The sequence below is a fragment of the Gynuella sp. genome, from assembly GCF_050297175.1.
GTDB lineage: Bacteria > Pseudomonadota > Gammaproteobacteria > Pseudomonadales > Natronospirillaceae > Gynuella.
Genome location: NZ_JBNKSF010000053.1, coordinates 40161 through 57941 on the forward strand (window position 1 = coordinate 40161; position 17781 = coordinate 57941).

Consider the following 17781-nt stretch of genomic DNA (forward strand, 5'->3'; position numbering starts at 1 on the left):
GCGGGTTAAATCTCAACACTGACGCCATACAACATCTCGCCATACTCATTAACACTAAAGGCCAGCAGGTGTGTGGCTTCCTTCGGTGTCGGTTGTCCGGCAATGTTGAATGACAGTGGTTCATCCTTAGAAAACACCACCAGAGGTGGCAGCTCATAAGTGATCCTCACATCTGTCTGCAGATTTTTAAGTGCTTCACTGATTGCAGTAATGGTTTTACCGGTTTGCTGATAATCCCGGTCCTGCAAAAACACCATGCTGCCATCGAGGTTGGTCATCCACAGTTTTTCGGCATTGTCATGATCCAGGGTCACAGTATGCTGATCATCGAACTGATAGGCCTTGGCACTGAGAGGAAGCTTGCGGGTATTGTTGCCGCCCCAATAAACGGCATAATGGGAGATATCCATTTCTTTTTCTTCTGGAACCACGCGCAATACGGTTACAGTGCCCGTGGTTTTGTCAAACTGAATACCGGAAGGCATGACAGTCGGCATACTGGTCGCTTGTTGAGTCCATTTGATATCTTCCCTGATCGTACCGACCGCCACCTGGTCGCGCGCGATCAGAACATCACTGACAGGCTCATGCAAAATGACATTCTGCACGCCATTTTGATAAAGCGCGGATATCAGTCCGGCACGGGTAATATCCGCCCCCAGGCGATGGTGTGATTCCATAAAAGCGAGCACAGCCTCTTTAGCAGCTTTTCTCACTTCTTCACCACCCACTCCCGGCAACAGCACCAGACTGGCATCCACCTGATAAGGCACGATTTCGGCCGATTTAACCTTGACCCAATCGGTCAATGGCCGAATCTCGTCCGCGTTGACAGCATCTTCCACCAATCGGATCAATTCACCGGATGCGGTACCACTGCCCTCACGACTGAGTACGCAAATTTCCACTTCTCCAGGACGTTCTGAATAAACAGCTACATCCTTAACATCTTCTGACGCCGAGCTTGCATGAAACAGATACGCTCCTTCTGACCCGGCGGTAGAAAAACCTTCAAATGCCAACTGCGTACGAGTCCTCAGGCGATCATCGTCCTCATATTCCGGTTGCTCCCCGGCAGCCACCGCCTCGTGATTGAGTAAATGCCGTTGAACATTCACCAGTGCCGCAAGGTTATCAAGATTACTGCCTGTGGCAGTGGCCAACATGACGCCGCGGGCAGATTCGTTAATACGCTGACGAAGATGCAACTCACGATAAGCCATGACCTGCAACAGTTTACTAATGGGATCACTCTCCAACAGACTGTCTACATCCAGCTCAGGCGCAATCATTTGCAACTCGTTTCGGGTAGCGGCCAATATGGTTTCGTAGCTCAACTCCTCTACCAGATCAGGTGGCGGGAGTTTGGATAAATCAATACTGGTAAATGTGCTCATAAGTTCACCTTCCCAAGTTCTGACACACTGAAATAGCGTCTGTTTGTGATAGCAGTGTTCAACAGAAAACTGATGTGATGATCAAGTGCACACGAGTACACACTGCCATATCCATTTTTTGTATTCATAAATGGCCCTTCCTGCAGATTACAAAAACCGGGTCAATGTATTCACGAATTGATTCAGACCGCACAGATTGTTCAATCCTCAGTGACATCCAGAGTTCCAATAATCGTCACCTTACCTTCAATGACGACACGTTCTTCATTTCCTTTTTTCTCGATTGTTATGTGGGTGGCACCTACCGTCATCCGGACAAATTCATCCGCTACACAGGAAATACTGACAGAGGCTTCAGCTTCCGGCGCACTTTTCAGAGCCACCTCCAGCTGATGCTTGTGACGGTCATAACTGATACTCGTGCCATCTTTGTAAAGCCGGGTATGAAGATCGCTGCCCTCTGCCCCAAGCGTATTCAATGGGGCGGGATAATCCGCACGCGGCTCGACACCATTTGCGCCTGATGCAAACGTCAGCGCTCCGCGATAAATGGAACCGACGATGACTCCCAATACCAGATTGCCGGAAGGTGCAACGACCAACACCTGCTCATCGATGTCCGGCACCCACCACTCGCCATCATAACCAGCTCGCGCATTCAGCCAGGGCATCCAGTTACGGGTGTAGCTGCCCGGCGTGTCTCCACCAACCTGCACCAGTATCCGGGGGATATCTTCGGGTGCCGCGGCATCCTCGGGCCCGGGTCTGACCACGCGTCCATACATCACCATCCCACCAAACATATTGGTGTGCTGATCAAGTTTGGATCTCATCGCCACATCTCCGCCAGGTTGGTCTGACGAATGATTAACAGTCATAAATAGACCTTATAAAGAGTTACTTAACCGTAATGTTTTCCAATCGCACAGCCCGGCTGTCCGGCACATAAAAGCCTTCAATCGTAATATTCAATTCGCCGTCATTCAGACCACTCACCAATACCCGATTGAGCCTAAGTCTCGGCTCGTAGTTTCCCAGGGCTTCAACCACCGCCGCCTGAAGCTGAGGAATCAGCGCTGCGTTTACAGGGTTATCCAGCAACTGCATGATGCGCGACCCATAATTGCGGCGCATAACCCGACTGCCTACTGGAGTCGCCAGGATGTCCTGTACGGATTGCCGCAGATGCTCAAGGCCTTCGATCGGTTTCCCTGTCTGAGCATTCATACCTTTCATGCAATGTACTCCCGGTAACAATGAAAATGCGGTACCACCAAAGGCCGTACCGCAAAGGTTATTTTTGGAATTACTTTCCGAATTTCAGCGCATACCAGACATCACCAACACCATGGCCATTGATATCTCCTGCTTGACGATCACCTACCCAGGTATAAAGCGGTTGGTTTTTATAAGCCCACTGATAAGTGCCATCTTTGCGTTCAATAACACTGAACTCCCCCCAGGTTTTGGCATTCTTTTTGGCTGCGAAGGGTGGCCAGTTCGCCGCACAACCGTCATAACAGTTGGATGTCCCTACACTATCTTTGGCAAAGGTGTACAACGTCATCCCTTTAGCGGTGGCGAATACCTTGCCAATTGAGCTATCTGCCTGCATAACAACGGATGCAGGCTTGCTGCTACTGCCGTAAGAATCGGCATACGTGTTGCTGGCGCAGGAATTGAAGAGAAGTGCAGAGATAACGAGCGCCGCTTTAAGGTAAGCAGAATTCATAATATGTCCTTTTATGTTTTTGCTTTGATTTCTACTTAACGAAGCGACACTCGTGTTTGGATGCAAAAAAAAAATATTTTTTTAAAGAGCTGATCAGAAACAGATAAAACCCCCTGCCCGATACCATGTCCATGGGCCACAAACGCACCATCAGCCCTTATGCACAAGTCACAAGAATGGGTTATCTTTCAGGTCACAAAATTGACAAGACCCAAACACGTCAGCGACGGACATTTGTTTTGCCGTCAGAATGCATCTGTGATTCAATGTTTTTGCGCCGAAACAATAAAAACCCGGCACAACCTCATTAATCCAATCAGAGACGGCCGTGATGGTGCTCATTTCCCAGCCGGCAACACTGATAATCTGCAATGCCAAATCATTGATCTTCGGTTGGAGACATTTGATCTTCACACTGACGTTAAGCCACTGAAGCGTTAAAACACGACAAAGAATGCATACACACGAGTACTGAGCGATGAAATTTACCGATGGTCACTGGCTGACCCGCGAGGGTTACACCATCCACAGCGCCAAAACCGTTTACGATATAACCATCACCGAACAGCAGGTCACCGTTTACCTGCCCTGCAAGCCTATCCGGCACCGGGGCGATACCCTTGATGGACCCATGCTGACACTTGAAATCAGCTCACCGGCCAGCGATGTGCTGCGGCTGCATTGCCGTCACTTTGACGACGGCCTGGTGCGTAACCCGGCGTTTACCGTTAATGACCGGCACCACCCGATGACCACGCAGCAGGATGGTGACACGGTGTCCATCCACTCGGGTCAACTGCAACTGGTGATGCAAACGACACATCCATTTGCCATGGCTTTTTACGATAACGGCCGCCGCGTCACCGGCGGTGATGACAAAGCTCTGGCCTGGATTACCCATCAGCAACAGACATACATGCGCGCCCAGCTCGATATCGGCGTCGGCGAGCAGCTTTATGGTCTCGGTGAACGGTTCACTCCGTTTGTGAAAAACGGACAGGTGGTCGACTGCTGGAATCAAGATGGTGGTACCAGCACCGAGCAGTCATATAAAAATGTACCGTTTTACCTGAGCAGCAACGGTTATGGCGTGTTCGTCAATCATCCCGAGGCCGTCAGCTTTGAACTCGGTTCCGAAGTGGTCGCCAAAAACCAGTTCAGCGTGGCCGGTGAAAGCCTCGACTTTTACCTCATCAATGGCCCACACCCAAAAACGGTATTGGAACGTTATACTGATCTGACCGGCCGGCCACCGCTGCCGCCGGCATGGACCTTCGGACTCTGGCTGACCACCTCATTCACCACCGACTACAACGAACAAACCGTGCAGCATTTTGTCGATGGTATGTTGGATCGGGACATTCCCCTGTCAGTATTCCACTTCGACTGTTTCTGGATGAAAGGCATGCAATGGTGTGACTTTCAATGGGATACTGACAGCTTTCCAGACCCTCAAGGCATGCTCGCCCGATTACATGACAAGGGCCTGAAAGTGTGCGTCTGGATCAATCCGTATATCGCGCAGAAGTCACCGCTGTACCGTGAAGCGGTCGAGCACGGTTATCTGCTCAAACGGGCCGATGGCGGAGTCTGGCAATGGGATCTCTGGCAAGCAGGTATGGGCATCGTTGACTTTACCAATCCCGCGGCCACTGACTGGTACTGCCGTAAACTTGAACCCCTGCTCGACATGGGCGTCGATTGCTTTAAAACCGATTTTGGAGAGCGTATTCCGACCGATGTGGTCTATCACAACGGTGCCGATCCGCTACGCATGCACAACTATTATGCACAGCTCTACAACAAAACTGTGTTTCGCCTGTTGCAGCGCCACCGGGGCGAGCACGATGCCGCCGTGTTTGCCCGTTCAGCCACTGTCGGCGGTCAATGCTTTCCGATCCACTGGGGGGGCGATTGTTACGCCACTTACGAATCCATGGCCGAAAGCCTGCGCGGCGGCCTGTCGCTGACCGCTTCCGGCTTTGGCTACTGGAGTCACGATATCGGTGGATTCGAGCATACAGCCAGCCCGGATCTGTTCAAACGCTGGCTGGCCTTTGGCCTGCTGTCCAGCCATAGCCGCCTGCATGGTAGCTCGTCTTACCGGGTACCCTGGCTGTTCGACGAGGAAGCCGTCCAGGTAACCCGACATTTTACCCAGTTGAAACATCGGCTGATGCCTTATATCTATCAATGCTCGGTCACCAACCGCGACACCGGGATCCCGGTTATGCGCGCCATGCACATAGAATTTCCCGATGACCCAACCTGCCTGACGCTGGATCGCCAATATATGCTGGGCAATGATTTACTGGTGGCACCGGTCTTCAGTGACGATGGTGATGTACAGTTTTACCTGCCGGCTGGAAAATGGACCCACCTGCTCGACGGTGAAATGCTGACCGGCCCAGGTTGGTACCGGCGGCGATATGACTACATGAGCCTCGGACTGTTTGCCCGTCCAGGCAGTCTTATTGCCTTTGGTCATCAGTCCGGGTCCGTCGTTTACGACTATGACGAACAACCACACCTACATCTGTATTCCCTTGCGGACGGCGAAATCGCAATGACCATCGTACCGGACAAACAAGGCAGGGAGAGTGGTTGTATTCGTATTGAACGACAGGGAGAGCACCTGAAACTGCAGTCCAGTCTGGTGAGTCATTACTCACTGACTATTCTTGACCATCAGGTGTCGATGGAGGAAGTAGAAATTACCGCAAAAACGACAACTCTGACGCTACTGTAGCGTCAGAACAGGAAATCCCCGGGTAAGCAAACACTCACTTACCCGAAAAGCCCAATGATTACCAGGCCGGTGCAACCGGTTGTCCGGTCTGCAGGGATTTGAATGCCGCTTCCGCCAATACCAAAGCGCGTTGGCCATCTTCAGCGGTTGGTTCAGGTGCTTTCTGCTCGCTCATGGCATCCATGAAATGAGCCCATTCCGCCACGTAAGATTCTGCATAACGTTCCAGGAAGAAATGTTGCGGCTTCTGCGATACCACACCATCGGCTGTGGATTTCACCAGACTGCTTTCAAGGATGTTATTCACATTCAACATGCCCTTGCTGCCATGAGCCTCGACACGCTGGTCATAACCATAAGCCGCCCGACGGCTGTTGGTAATCACCGCCATCTTGCCACTGGCACATTGAAGGGTAACCACCGCTGTATCGATATCACCGACAGCTTTGATGGCCGGATCCACCAGACTGGCAGCATGAGCAAAAACGCTCACCGGATCTTCGCCGAGCAGAAACAACGCCATGTCAAAATCATGAATGGTCATATCACGGAACATACCTCCGGATACTTTCAGATACTCCGCCGGCGGCGCACCTGGATCACGGGAATGAATAGTCAACAACTCAAGCTCACCGATATCACCAGCATCCAGACTACGCTTCAGGTGCGCAAAATTGGGGTCGAAACGGCGATTAAAACCGACCATCATGGTGCCTTTGTGCTCATTCACCACGCTGACACACTGGCGTACCCGGTCAATACTCAGGTCGATCGGTTTTTCGCAAAAGACCGCCTTACCATTACGGCAGGCGATCTCGGTCAGGTCAGCATGGGTATTGGTTGCCGAGGCAATGACAACAACATCCACCTGCGGATTCGCCAGTACGGCATCCACCTCTGCCACCTGCGCATTGTATTTCTCTGCCAGCGCCTTGGCCGCATCAGCATTAATATCTGCCACAAACGTTAACTGGCTGTCAGGATGGAAGGCAATATTACGCGCGTGTATCTGACCGATTCGGCCAGCGCCGATAAGAGCTACCGATAACATAGTTATACTCCAAGCAATTGGCCTGTGCAGGTTAAAAAAACCAGCCAGGAACGGATTAACAGATGAAGACCCGGAACTCCCCGGCCTTCTGCCTAAAATCGGAATCACCAAGCATGGATTAGCTAATTGTTATGTCATACCTGGGGATGGAAAAAAGATACTCCTCACTCATAAATGATGCAATCAATATCATTTTGAGTGCATTTATTGAGGTATTTTTAGTGCCATATACACATCATAATGAGATAAAAACACCCGCAACAATGGACACCCGATATAGACCTTTGAATGGACACCCACCATAGGCGCACTCCATGGACACCCACTGAAGTTCAGCAAATTCTGGATATGTTAAGCGCACTATTGAAAGACCCCTCACGTTGTCAGCTTACACTTAACAAGGTTTTTAAAGGGACACCCATCTGTTTTAAAACGACTGTTTTAAAAGGACACCCACCTGATATTAAAATAAACGCCGACTGACACACTGGAAGCCATCATATTTTTCGTGCAACAGGCAGAAAACATTTGCATTTCTTTTGAGGTTTTTTTTAGCATAAACACCTCAAAATGATACAGGACCCTCCACATGGCGCGGGAACTTCCCAAAAGACCAACCCTGAAAGCCGTTGCCGCCCGTGCCGGCGTCAGTCTGGCCACGGTTGACCGGGTTCTGAATCAGCGCAGTAATGTCAATCAACACACCCGCGAGCGGGTGCTCATGGCCATGGCAGAGTTGTCTGGTAACACAGATCACGTACCAGCTGTCCCGTTCAGCCGGGCAGAAAAAACCCTGCACTACGGGTTTGTCATGGAGTCCAGTATTGCCTTTATTCAATCCATTCAAACCGCCATCGACCAGACAGAAAGCAGTCTGGCCGGACTGAACGTTCGTCTGCACAGCTATACCATGCCTCCTATTTTCAACTTGCCGGGCTTTCTACAATTACTCAGGCAGGCTGCGGCAGAAAATGACGGGCTGATTCTGGTTTGCCGCGAAGATCCCTCCATTGCGGCCTGCGTCAATCAAATCATCAGCGAAGGTATACCGATTGTCTGCCTGACCAATGATCTCAGCGATATTGCCCATCTCGGCTATGCCGGGGTTAATCACGTCAGTGCCGGCCGAACCGCCGGGCACTTTATGGGCCATTACATCGGTGACCGCGAAGGTGAAATCGTACTGGTGGTGAGCGCCCCGTTTCGCTCTCAGTACGAACGCGAGCTAGGGTTTCGGAGAATTTTACGGGAGGAATTTCCAAATCTGACGATCCGGGAATCACTGAATAACTGTGACCGTGATGAAGAAAGCTATCAAAACCTGAGCAAGTTGTTTCACAGCGGGGTCAAACCGCTAGGCGTCTATAACCTGGCAGGCGGTAACGTGGGTGTGGCCAAAGCCATAGAAGAAGCCGGATGGACCAGTGATATTGTGTTTATCGGCCATGAACTGAATGCTGATTCATACGCGTTACTGGCCAATCAACAGGCACATGTGATTATCGATCAGGATCTGCACATGGAAACCATGACCGCCGTTTGCACTTTGCTGCATCATCACGGCGTTGTGCATCAAGCTCCATCACTGGTACCAACCACTCCCATTATCACCATACGGGAGAACATCGGCATGCAACCCCAACCGGGCAACACGCCACTGTTTTTCAGAATGTGAGTCGCGCGGATCAGGCCGGATGCCAACCCAACTCTTTGGAGACGATGGCACTGTTTTCCCTCAACATCGTAATATAACGCTCGCGTTTTTCATCGTCGTGGCGCAGTGTTGGATAGGAAATACTCATGCCGGCAACCGCGTTACCAAAACGATCGAATATCGGAGTAGCAATGCAGCGAAGTCCTTCTTCCTGCTCCTCGATATCTTCCCCAAACCCCTGTTCACGGACAATTTCCAATTCACTGAGCAACATATCGATATTGCGATGGGTTTTGGGAGTCCAGGGTAAAAACTCGGTATTCGCCAGAATATCGCGAACATCACTCTCACTCTTGTTAGCGAGCAGTACCTTACCAATCGCAGTGCTGTAGAGCGGATTACGCCCACCAATCGTGGACTGCATACGCAGATTGTACTGGGAGTCTATTTTGAAGACATAGATAATGCTCTCGCCATCACGGGTGCCGAGGTGCATGGCTTCTTTGGTATGTTCACTCATACGACGCATAACCCGTTCGGCACTGGCAATCAGATCAACATACTCAAGTGACCGGGCACTTAGTTCAAACAGTTTGAGCGTCAAAGAATAACGATCAGTTTCTATCTCCTGGCGGACAAAACCGAGCATTTTCATCGTTTGCAGAAAACGATACACCGTACTCTTTGAGGTCATCAGTTTCTGCGCCAGTTCAGTAACGCCGATAGTACGTGTTTCTGACAGCTCAGAAAGTATGCCGAATACCTTCATGACCGATGAGACCGGCTCCACTTGAACGCTTTGACTTTCTTCCGACATTTTTAACTTTCCTCACCGATTCGGGATACATGGATAGTAGCCCGCCACATCAGCAGATATGACGAACCACTCTCAGGACAACGGCTTATCAGGCCTTCTCAACAACTGCCCTGGCGTCAGCAATCAATTTACCCAGGGTGTCAAAATCGCCGGCATCCAACAGATTTTTATCAACCATCCAACTGCCACCGCAGGCAAATACTGCCGGCAAAGCCAGATAATCAAGAATATTGACCGCATTGATACCACCGGTCGGCATTACTCTGATATTGCGATAAGGGGCCAGAATAGCTTTCAAAAACTTCACCCCTCCGGTTGCTTCCGCCGGGAAAAACTTAACGGTGGTAATCCCCAACTCCATCACCTGCTCAATCTGTGAGGGGCTGTTAACACCGGGTATCATGGCAACGGACTGTTGCTGACAATACTGAACAATTTTTGGGTTGAATCCGGGACTGACAATAAAATCAGCTCCGGCAGCAACAGCTTTATCAACCTGCTCAGTGGTCAACACCGTACCAGCACCCACCAGCAGTTCCGGTTGTGCGGCTTTCATGGCCGCCAATGCTTCAGCTGCAATATCAGAACGGAAGGTCACTTCGGCCACCGGCAGGCCATTTTTCATCAGCGCGTCTGCCAACGGCGCAGCACTGGACAAAACATTGATTTCAATGACCGGAATAACTTTGAATTCCGCCAATTGATCAGCAAGACTGGACATGGTTTAACTTCCTCTAAGGCATAAAAGATTTTGGGATGATAGCACCCGGATGCTGAATCACGGTCGATGCGAGTCGATGCCCATACTGGGCCGATTCTTCTGGCGACAAATGGGTTAACCGGCCAAACCAGTAACCGGCTGCAAATGAATCTCCAGCAGCAGTGGTATCGACTACGTTTTCGACCCGTTGTGCACCTACTTCCACGAGGCGCTGCTGATGACGAATCACACAAGGCTCTGAACCCCGTTTGATCACAACCTCTTCACAATCATAATGGGCCAGTATCTCTTCGACACTGTTGTGTCCCCACAATACCTGTTCGTCATCGGCAGTCAGCAGAGCCAGATGCGCCAAATCCAATACTTCCCGATAGGCCGCCTGACAAACATCCACCGAAGGCCAGAGCAATGGCCGATAGTTATTATCAAATACAATGCGCCCGCCATTACCAGCATACAGTGCCAGTGCATCAAGTAGATTCCGGCGCCCCTGCGGCGTCAATATGGCCAGACTGATGCCAGACAAATACAACCATTCAAACTGCTGAAACTGTGCTGCCAGAACATCACCGCTCTGCTCATCAAAAATATATTTGGCTGCCGAGTCATTGCGCCAGTACTGAAAAGAGCGCTCGCCTTCATCATCTACCGAAATCTGATACAGCCCGGGGCGCTTGTCAGCCACCTGGGCAACGTCACTAATATTCAACCCTTCTTCCTGCCAGGCATGCAGTAGAAAGTGACTGAGCTGATCTTCACCAAGGCCGGTTATATAATGCACATCAAAACGATGATCCAGCATCCGCCGAAGATAAATCGCTGTATTGTAGGTATCCCCGCCCCAGGATTGCTGCAGAGCACCGAACATCGGCCCTCTCAGCTCAATCATGCATTCACCAATCAGGGCAATACGGATTGGTTGTTCAGCTTCTTGTTGCATTGGTCATTCCGGCACAGTCAACGGTTAATGAAAAATCAAAAATGAATAGGTTTGCACTTACGTCATATTTGGGGAATCGCTAAAAAATGGCCTGTTCTTCACATAACCCCTTAGAACCAAGCGACCCAAAAAACCTATGAGCACTTAAATACAAAGATACTCATTTTATAATTTTTATTATTGTCTTCACTCAATAAACTTTATTATTAACAGTTAATTGCCGTTATTTAATATAACGGCAATTTAACCTTAAATACTGATAATCTGATTAGTTGTTACACATTTCACAGACCTGAACAGCTTAATCCTGTTCTCAGTATTTCTCGATTCGGTTAGCGCGCCAACCAGCCACCGTCAACTGCAATGGTGTAACCATTGATGTAACGGGAAGCATCTGAAGCCAGGAACACAACAGGTCCGCCTACGTCGCTTGGCGTTCCCCAACGACCCGCAGGAATACGATCCAGAATTTCTTTAGAACGATCTTCATCTGCTCTTAATGCTGCAGTATTGTTGGTCGCCATATATCCTGGCGCAATTGCATTGACGTTAATGCCATGCTTGGCCCATTCGTTAGCCAGCAAACGGGTAACACCCATCACAGCACTTTTGGAAGCCGTATAAGAAGGCACCCGGATACCGCCCTGGAACGACAGCATTGAGGCAATGTTAATGATATTTCCGGGAGTACCCTGAGCCACTACCTGTTTGGCAAATGCCTGAGCCATGAAGAATACCGCTTTGATATTGATATTCATAACATCGTCCCAGTCTTTTTCGCTAAACTCGATAGCGTCCTGACGACGGATAATGCCAGCATTGTTGACCAGAATATCAACCTTGTCATAAGCCTTAACAGCTTCTTCGATCACCATGCTAACCGTTTCGATCTTGCTCATATCGGCGATAACGCTGTGAAATTTACGACCGGTTTCCGCCATCAGTGCAATGGTATCGGTTGGCTCAACAATATTCACACCTACGATATCTGCACCCGCTTTGGCCAGTGCCAATGCCATACCTTGTCCAAGACCAGTATCACAACCGGTCACAATCGCTACCTTTCCAGTCAAATCAAACATTTCTAACATAAAAAACCTTCCTAAATATCATTCGTTAATCCGACGTGTTACAGCAGATCGGAAACTTTTACATGGTCCATATCATCAAAGACCTGATTTTCCCCGCACATCCCCCAAATGAAGGTGTACTGTTGAGTGCCCACCCCTGAGTGAATCGACCAACTGGGGGAAATCACAGCCTGTTCATTTCTTACCAATAGATGACGGGTTTCTGATGGCTCTCCCATCATATGAAACACTGCTGCCTCAACGTTCATATCGAAATAGAAATACACTTCCATCCGACGTTCATGGGTATGACACGGCATCGTATTCCAGAGACTTCCAGGAGCCAGCCTGGTCATCCCCATAGATAACTGACAGGTCGGCAGCACATCGGGCACAATGAACTTGTAAATCGTGCGTTGATTGCTGGTTTCCGGCGCTCCCAGAGTGACAGGTGAAGCCTGTTCAAGAGTAATAAGACGACTCGGATAAGCGTGATGGGCCGGCGCTGAATTGAAATAAAACTTCGCCGGATCAGTGGCATCGACAGAACTGAAATTCAATTGTTGGTGTCCCTGACCGGCACCGATGTACAAGGCCTCCTGAGACCCCACCTGATAGGTATCACTGTCCACCTTGACGACACCGGGTCCACCAATATTGATCAGTCCGAGTTCGCGACGTTGCAGAAAAAAATCCGTACCCACAACATGGTTGTATTCAGAGCCGATTACCACGCTCCGACGAACCGGATGAATGCCTCCCACAATGATGCGGTCGATGTGACTGTAGGTCATGGTGATATCGTCAGCCTGGAAAATCTGTTCGATTAAAAACGCTTCCCGCAACGCTTGGGTATCGAGAGTCTTCGCATATTGGGCATTGATACCCTGTCTGGTTTCCAACTCTGCCATCTCGTTCACCTCTTCAACCTGAAGTCACACGTTAACCCGAAGCTGACACGCCATGTCGCATAGGATATCGATTTGAAACCGCAATCTCAACTATTACAAAACATTGTTTCAAATATAATAAAATAAAATATCAATAATTACTGGAACACTGTCACGCCATTTGAGGGTAAATCGGTACTAACCTAAATGCTGATTCAACGCAGAGTGATCTGCGGGCATTTATCGACTTGACCATAAACACCAGATACAAATACCTTCTTCACACCCAGGTCTACATGCGCAAAAAAGCAATCTTGGATACAGCAAAGGTACCGGCACCCCGGCGGACCAATCTCATTTAGCCAGCGGTATGTTTATACAGTCGGAACGGAAAACTGAATTATTGTTGGATAAATGCTTTCCGGTTTCTGACCACTGAGAGTGAATGACAGGCCAGCAACGAAGCCGGCCCGTCGTCAATCACAGTTGCTTAACGCATGGCTTTACGCAAAATACGCTCGCCCTGTTTAGTGAAATCTGCGGCAGCTTCTTCAACCGTTTTGGAACCCTGATCCATCTGCTCAATTAATTGTTGGAACAGGCTGACTAGCTGAGGGTTTTCAAAATAGGCGGAAGTAGTCAGTTTCTTCGGCAGCGAATCGATCTGAGCCAAACCGGACACAGACAGGTCAGATGGCTTCAGCGTGCCATCATCAGTCAAAAGCTCGCGCGCTTTTTCACTCAAAGGAACGCCACGGGCCAGTGCCATGCTTTCGATACCGGCTTTTTCATTCAGCAGGAAGTTCAGCAGCTTAGCCGCTTCTTTATCGTGCTTGCTGTTTTTGCCAATGGAAAACATCAGAGATGGCTTGTAAAACAGACCGGAATCAGTGGCACCCGGCAACATCGGATATTCACCGAGTTCAAGTGACATCGGCGGTTTCAGGTTATCCTGATATTTATTGGCAGCCGTGTTCCACATATATATGCCGCCCCACTCACCATTGATCCATGGCTTGTATTCATACAGGTTACCTGCGCCGAAAGAAGCAATGTACTTGGTGCTTGGCACAACATGGTTTTTCACCATATCCGCATACATTTGGAAAAACTCAACCATTTGCTTATCGCTGTAAACAAACTTCTTGTTTTTCTCGTCGATCATCGGAATGCCATATTTTTGAACCATATAAGAACGGTTCAACGCAATCACATCACGCCATTCCATAACAACCGGATAATAGTCTTTGCCCAGTTTTTCCTGGAACACAGGACCCGCGTTCATCAGATCTGTAAAGCTCTTAGGATATTTCAGGCCAGCTTTAGCCCAAGTGTCTTTATTGAAATAAAACACCCGTGCAGTCATAGAAACCGGAATACCGTTCAATTTGCCGTTGTTCGTTCCCAACGCTAAAGCTGCCGGATCAAACTGATCCAGATCGATGATGTCGGCATAATCGAGCAGGTTTTTAAAACCATCACCAGTGCGGGAAAAAATGGGCATCCAGTTCCAGTTGGTCTGCATCAGATCCGGTTCAGTATTACCAGCGATCTGTGTGGTCAGACGTTCCAAGTGACCAGTCCAACCTGTGTATTCGGCTTTAATAGCAATACTCGGATTGGCTTTTTCAAATGCATCCACTGCGGCGTTGGTCGCTTCGTGACGACCGTTACCGCCCCACCAGGACATACGAACTTCTGTCTTCGCACTCGCCTGTGAGACACTACCTAAAGCAGCCAAACCCATGAATAGCAATGGTATGGATTTTTTTATCATTGTTATTACCCTCTTATTTTCGTTCGAGCGAAATGTTTTCTTCGGTTTCTTTATCAAAGATGTGACAGTTATCCACTTCAAAATGGAAGGTTACTTCTTTGCCCTGCGCATCGGTCAAATACTCTTCCACCTGTGCAGATGGAATACGCGCACACAAATGTTCCTGTGCCACGGAAAAATATACGTAAAACTCAGATCCCATATTTTCCATCCGAATAACAGTACCTTTTACAAGCTGATCCTTAGGTGAATCAGCTGTCGCCAGATGAATAAACTCTGGACGTATGCCAAACGTAACAGATTTTAACGGGTATTTAATCACTGGTTTTGATTTCTCAAGTCCAAGACTGACAGTCTGTTCGGCAAAAGTGACCATACATACCTGACCGTCTGCACTTTGCAAACGCGCATCTACCATATTCATTTCCGGCGCGCCGATAAACCCTGCAACAAACAAATTTGCCGGAGCTTTATAAAGATTAGCCGGAGTATCCACCTGCATGATATGTCCATCTTTCATGACACAGATACGGTCACCCATGGTCATCGCTTCTGTCTGATCATGCGTGACGTATACCGTGGTGGCAGAACGATTCGATTGCTTCAGCGCTTTGTGCAAATCAGAAATACGCACGCGCATGGATGCCCGTAACTTGGCATCCAGGTTGGACAATGGTTCGTCAAATAAAAACACAGCCGGACGCTTCACAATTGCACGACCAACCGCCACCCGCTGTGCCTGACCACCGGATAATTGCCGCGGCAAACGATCCAGCAGTGGTGTTAACTCAAGCAACTCGGCTGCTTCTTCAACATGCTTATCGATGTCTTCTTTGCTCAACTTCGCCAACTTCAAACCGAAGCCGAGATTTTCGCGAACGGACATATGCGGATATAACGCATAATTCTGAAACACCATGGCAATACCGCGTTCTTTTGGCGCCAGGTTATTCACAACCGCTTCGCCGATACGAATACGACCACCGGAAATGGTTTCCAGCCCCGCCAACATACGCAAGGTGGTGGATTTGGCACATCCGGAAGGACCGACCATGACCATAAACTCACCATCTTTGATTTCCAGGTCGATACCGTGAACTGCCTTAAAGCCGTTCGAATATACTTTGGTTACTTTCTCAAAACTGACCTTGGCCATAATTCATCACCTATCCTTTAACACCACCAGCAGTAATACCTTCAATGAAGTAATTCTGCGCCATTAAAAACACAACAATCGAGGGCACAATGGCAATGGAAGCCATAGCAAGAATTTCGTTCCACTGTGCACCCTCTGTGACATCAATGGACATTTTCAACGCCAGTGCTATCGGGTATTTATCAACACTTGAGATATAAATCAGCGGCCCGAGGAAATCATTGACTGACCACATGAACTGAAACAGTGCCACGGAAATAATGGCAGGCTTCAGAATGGGCACAACGATATAGATCAACAACTGAAATGAATTACAACCATCAATCATGGCGGCTTCTTCCATGTCCGTTGGCAATCCACGCAGAAACTGAATCAACATGAACACAAAGAATCCCTGAGTGGCAAAAGCCATGGGTAAATACAAAGGCATATAGCTATCAAGCATGCCCATTTCACGGAACATCAGATACTGCGGAATCAACAGCACAGATTGCGGCAACAAAATCGTTGCAATCAACATGGTAAACCAGAATTTTTTGAACGGAATATCAAACCTGGCAAATCCAAACGCAACAATCGTGGAAGAAATCACCGTCAAAATAACTTTGGGAATAACATACATGAACGTATTCAGAAAGAAACGTCCAAAGGTATATTCTGTACCGGTCTTCCAGCCATTAATGAAACCATCAAGCGAAAACTCTTTTGGCCACAGGCTCAAAGAACTGAAGATTTCATAGTTCGGCTTAAACGCCGCGGCCACCATCCAGAACAATGGATACAGCATGCCAAGACCACAGATCAGCAGGATGACATACCGGATAGAAGCATTGATTTTTTCACGCCGTAACGTCTTCTGAACTTCTCGATTAATCTGCAGTTCGTCCAGTGCCGGGTCGTCGATAAAGGAATGATTTGTCATTATTTTCCACCCTTGTCCCCTGAGTAAAACACCCAGTATTTTGACGATTTAAAGGAAATTGCCGTAAATATCGCGATCACCACGAACAACACCCACGCCAGAGCACTGCCATAACCAAGATCAAAATATTTAAACGCGGTTTCATAAATGTACAGCGAGAACAAGTACGTTGCCTTGGCTGGCCCACCGTTGGTAATAACGTAAGGCGCAGTAAACTCCTGGAACGCCTGAGTGGTTTGCATAATGAAGTTAAAGAAAATAACCGGAGTAATCAGCGGAATAGTAATTTTGGTAAACATGTGCCATTTAGATGCACCATCAATCATCGCCGCTTCATATTGGGACTGAGGAACATTCTGCAGCGCTGCCAAAAAGATCACCATCGCCGAGCCAAACTGCCACACCCTTAGCAATGTAACCGACAACATGGCAAACGCCGGCTCACCCAACCAGGATATGGGTTCGATGCCAAAAAATCCGATAAAGGAATTCAGTAGACCATCCAACGAAAAGATGGCTCGCCACAACACAGCAATGGCTACACTACTACCCAAAATTGAAGGAATATAATATGCAGTGCGGAAAAACTTGATACCACGCAATTTAAAGTTCAGTACAAATGCAATGAACAGAGCGAAAGCGAGCTTCAAAGGAATGGTTAAAAACACATAGGCAAATGTAACTCCTAAGGATTTATAGAACGTGTCATCTTCAAGCATGTATTGATAATTTTCCAATCCGATATAAGCGGGTGGATTTATCAAATCATAATCAGTGAAGCTGATCACAAGAGACGATAAAAAGGGAAAGGCCGTAAAGACGACTAACCCAATAATGTAGGGACTGATATAAGCCAGGCCCAACTTCCGATTTTCATACATAACTGCCAACTCAATGTTTTTTGT

16 protein-coding genes are annotated in these 17781 nt (G+C 48.6%); 2 read left to right on the forward strand and 14 right to left on the reverse strand.

Annotated features, from left to right (window positions below; genetic code table 11):
• Nucleotides 1-5 precede the first annotated feature (5 nt).
• The 4 genes from ACQY6I_RS20720 to ACQY6I_RS20735 form a co-directional block, all read right to left on the reverse strand.
• Nucleotides 6-1397, reverse strand: coding sequence for a baseplate assembly protein (locus tag ACQY6I_RS20720; RefSeq protein WP_428243421.1), 1392 nt, complete (start codon nt 1395-1397; stop codon nt 6-8).
• Between the two features lie 200 nt (nt 1398-1597).
• Nucleotides 1598-2230 (reverse strand): phage baseplate assembly protein V, encoded by a 633-nt coding sequence (locus ACQY6I_RS20725; RefSeq protein WP_428243422.1) that lies wholly within the window; start codon nt 2228-2230, stop codon nt 1598-1600.
• Between the two features lie 64 nt (nt 2231-2294).
• Complete coding sequence (locus ACQY6I_RS20730) at nt 2295-2633, reverse strand: GPW/gp25 family protein (RefSeq protein WP_428243423.1); 339 nt, start codon at nt 2631-2633, stop codon at nt 2295-2297.
• A 70-nt stretch (nt 2634-2703) separates the two neighbouring features.
• The gene (locus ACQY6I_RS20735; protein WP_428243424.1) at nt 2704-3129 is read right to left on the reverse strand and encodes a COG4315 family predicted lipoprotein; all 426 of its coding nucleotides are present in this window, start codon (nt 3127-3129) and stop codon (nt 2704-2706) included.
• Between the two features lie 478 nt (nt 3130-3607).
• Between ACQY6I_RS20735 and yicI the strand changes: the two genes are divergently transcribed.
• Nucleotides 3608-5878: an alpha-xylosidase gene (gene yicI / locus ACQY6I_RS20740; protein ID WP_428243425.1), complete on the forward strand. Its 2271-nt coding sequence runs from the start codon at nt 3608-3610 to the stop codon at nt 5876-5878.
• Nucleotides 5879-5936: 58 nt separating this feature from the next.
• Here the strand turns inward: yicI and iolG are convergent, their stop codons facing one another.
• A complete protein-coding gene (gene iolG, locus ACQY6I_RS20745; RefSeq protein ID WP_428243426.1) occupies nt 5937-6929 on the reverse strand; it encodes an inositol 2-dehydrogenase in 993 nt (330 codons plus the stop codon).
• 589 nt (nt 6930-7518) lie between these two features.
• Here iolG and ACQY6I_RS20750 point away from each other — a divergent pair.
• Complete coding sequence (locus ACQY6I_RS20750; protein ID WP_428243427.1) at nt 7519-8604, forward strand: LacI family DNA-binding transcriptional regulator; 1086 nt, start codon at nt 7519-7521, stop codon at nt 8602-8604.
• Between the two features lie 10 nt (nt 8605-8614).
• Here the strand turns inward: ACQY6I_RS20750 and kdgR are convergent, their stop codons facing one another.
• The 9 genes from kdgR to ACQY6I_RS20795 all read right to left on the reverse strand — a co-directional run bounded on the left by kdgR (nt 8615) and on the right by ACQY6I_RS20795 (nt 17757).
• Nucleotides 8615-9400, reverse strand: coding sequence for a DNA-binding transcriptional regulator KdgR (kdgR, locus tag ACQY6I_RS20755; RefSeq protein WP_428243428.1), 786 nt, complete (start codon nt 9398-9400; stop codon nt 8615-8617).
• Nucleotides 9401-9488: 88 nt separating this feature from the next.
• Nucleotides 9489-10121, reverse strand: coding sequence for a bifunctional 4-hydroxy-2-oxoglutarate aldolase/2-dehydro-3-deoxy-phosphogluconate aldolase (locus ACQY6I_RS20760; protein WP_428243429.1), 633 nt, complete (start codon nt 10119-10121; stop codon nt 9489-9491).
• Between the two features lie 13 nt (nt 10122-10134).
• Nucleotides 10135-11061 carry a sugar kinase gene (locus ACQY6I_RS20765; protein ID WP_428243430.1) on the reverse strand — a complete coding sequence of 309 codons (927 nt, stop codon included), beginning with the start codon at nt 11059-11061 and terminating at the stop codon, nt 10135-10137.
• 332 nt (nt 11062-11393) lie between these two features.
• Complete coding sequence (gene kduD, locus ACQY6I_RS20770; protein ID WP_428243431.1) at nt 11394-12152, reverse strand: 2-dehydro-3-deoxy-D-gluconate 5-dehydrogenase KduD; 759 nt, start codon at nt 12150-12152, stop codon at nt 11394-11396.
• Nucleotides 12153-12190: 38 nt separating this feature from the next.
• Entirely contained in the window at nt 12191-13042 is an 852-nt protein-coding gene (gene kduI, locus ACQY6I_RS20775; protein ID WP_428243432.1) for a 5-dehydro-4-deoxy-D-glucuronate isomerase, read from the reverse strand.
• A gap of 469 nt (nt 13043-13511) precedes the next feature.
• Nucleotides 13512-14798, reverse strand: a complete 1287-nt coding sequence (locus ACQY6I_RS20780; RefSeq protein WP_428243433.1) for an ABC transporter substrate-binding protein — start codon at nt 14796-14798, stop codon at nt 13512-13514.
• Between the two features lie 13 nt (nt 14799-14811).
• Nucleotides 14812-15954: an ABC transporter ATP-binding protein gene (locus ACQY6I_RS20785; protein WP_428243434.1), complete on the reverse strand. Its 1143-nt coding sequence runs from the start codon at nt 15952-15954 to the stop codon at nt 14812-14814.
• 10 nt (nt 15955-15964) lie between these two features.
• A complete protein-coding gene (locus ACQY6I_RS20790; RefSeq protein WP_428243435.1) occupies nt 15965-16876 on the reverse strand; it encodes a carbohydrate ABC transporter permease in 912 nt (303 codons plus the stop codon).
• Nucleotides 16876-17757, reverse strand: coding sequence for a carbohydrate ABC transporter permease (locus tag ACQY6I_RS20795; RefSeq protein WP_428243436.1), 882 nt, complete (start codon nt 17755-17757; stop codon nt 16876-16878). Before ACQY6I_RS20795 ends, ACQY6I_RS20790 begins: the two co-directional genes overlap by 1 nt.
• Nucleotides 17758-17781 lie beyond the last annotated feature (24 nt).

What these genes read in the sequence shown, in the direction of transcription:
- yicI (WP_428243425.1), top strand. Translation starts at nt 3,608, where the DNA reads ATGAAATTTACCGATGGTCACTGGCTGACCCGCGAGGGTTACACCATC.
- kduI (WP_428243432.1), bottom strand. Translation starts at nt 13,042, where the DNA reads ATGGCAGAGTTGGAAACCAGACAGGGTATCAATGCCCAATATGCGAAG.
- ACQY6I_RS20735 (WP_428243424.1), bottom strand. Translation starts at nt 3,129, where the DNA reads ATGAATTCTGCTTACCTTAAAGCGGCGCTCGTTATCTCTGCACTTCTC.
- kdgR (WP_428243428.1), bottom strand. Translation starts at nt 9,400, where the DNA reads ATGTCGGAAGAAAGTCAAAGCGTTCAAGTGGAGCCGGTCTCATCGGTC.
- ACQY6I_RS20790 (WP_428243435.1), bottom strand. Translation starts at nt 16,876, where the DNA reads ATGACAAATCATTCCTTTATCGACGACCCGGCACTGGACGAACTGCAG.
- ACQY6I_RS20730 (WP_428243423.1), bottom strand. Translation starts at nt 2,633, where the DNA reads ATGAAAGGTATGAATGCTCAGACAGGGAAACCGATCGAAGGCCTTGAG.
- ACQY6I_RS20760 (WP_428243429.1), bottom strand. Translation starts at nt 10,121, where the DNA reads ATGTCCAGTCTTGCTGATCAATTGGCGGAATTCAAAGTTATTCCGGTC.
- ACQY6I_RS20795 (WP_428243436.1), bottom strand. Translation starts at nt 17,757, where the DNA reads ATGTATGAAAATCGGAAGTTGGGCCTGGCTTATATCAGTCCCTACATT.
- kduD (WP_428243431.1), bottom strand. Translation starts at nt 12,152, where the DNA reads ATGTTAGAAATGTTTGATTTGACTGGAAAGGTAGCGATTGTGACCGGT.
- ACQY6I_RS20720 (WP_428243421.1), bottom strand. Translation starts at nt 1,397, where the DNA reads ATGAGCACATTTACCAGTATTGATTTATCCAAACTCCCGCCACCTGAT.
- ACQY6I_RS20765 (WP_428243430.1), bottom strand. Translation starts at nt 11,061, where the DNA reads ATGCAACAAGAAGCTGAACAACCAATCCGTATTGCCCTGATTGGTGAA.
- ACQY6I_RS20725 (WP_428243422.1), bottom strand. Translation starts at nt 2,230, where the DNA reads ATGAGATCCAAACTTGATCAGCACACCAATATGTTTGGTGGGATGGTG.
- ACQY6I_RS20750 (WP_428243427.1), top strand. Translation starts at nt 7,519, where the DNA reads ATGGCGCGGGAACTTCCCAAAAGACCAACCCTGAAAGCCGTTGCCGCC.
- ACQY6I_RS20780 (WP_428243433.1), bottom strand. Translation starts at nt 14,798, where the DNA reads ATGATAAAAAAATCCATACCATTGCTATTCATGGGTTTGGCTGCTTTA.
- iolG (WP_428243426.1), bottom strand. Translation starts at nt 6,929, where the DNA reads ATGTTATCGGTAGCTCTTATCGGCGCTGGCCGAATCGGTCAGATACAC.
- ACQY6I_RS20785 (WP_428243434.1), bottom strand. Translation starts at nt 15,954, where the DNA reads ATGGCCAAGGTCAGTTTTGAGAAAGTAACCAAAGTATATTCGAACGGC.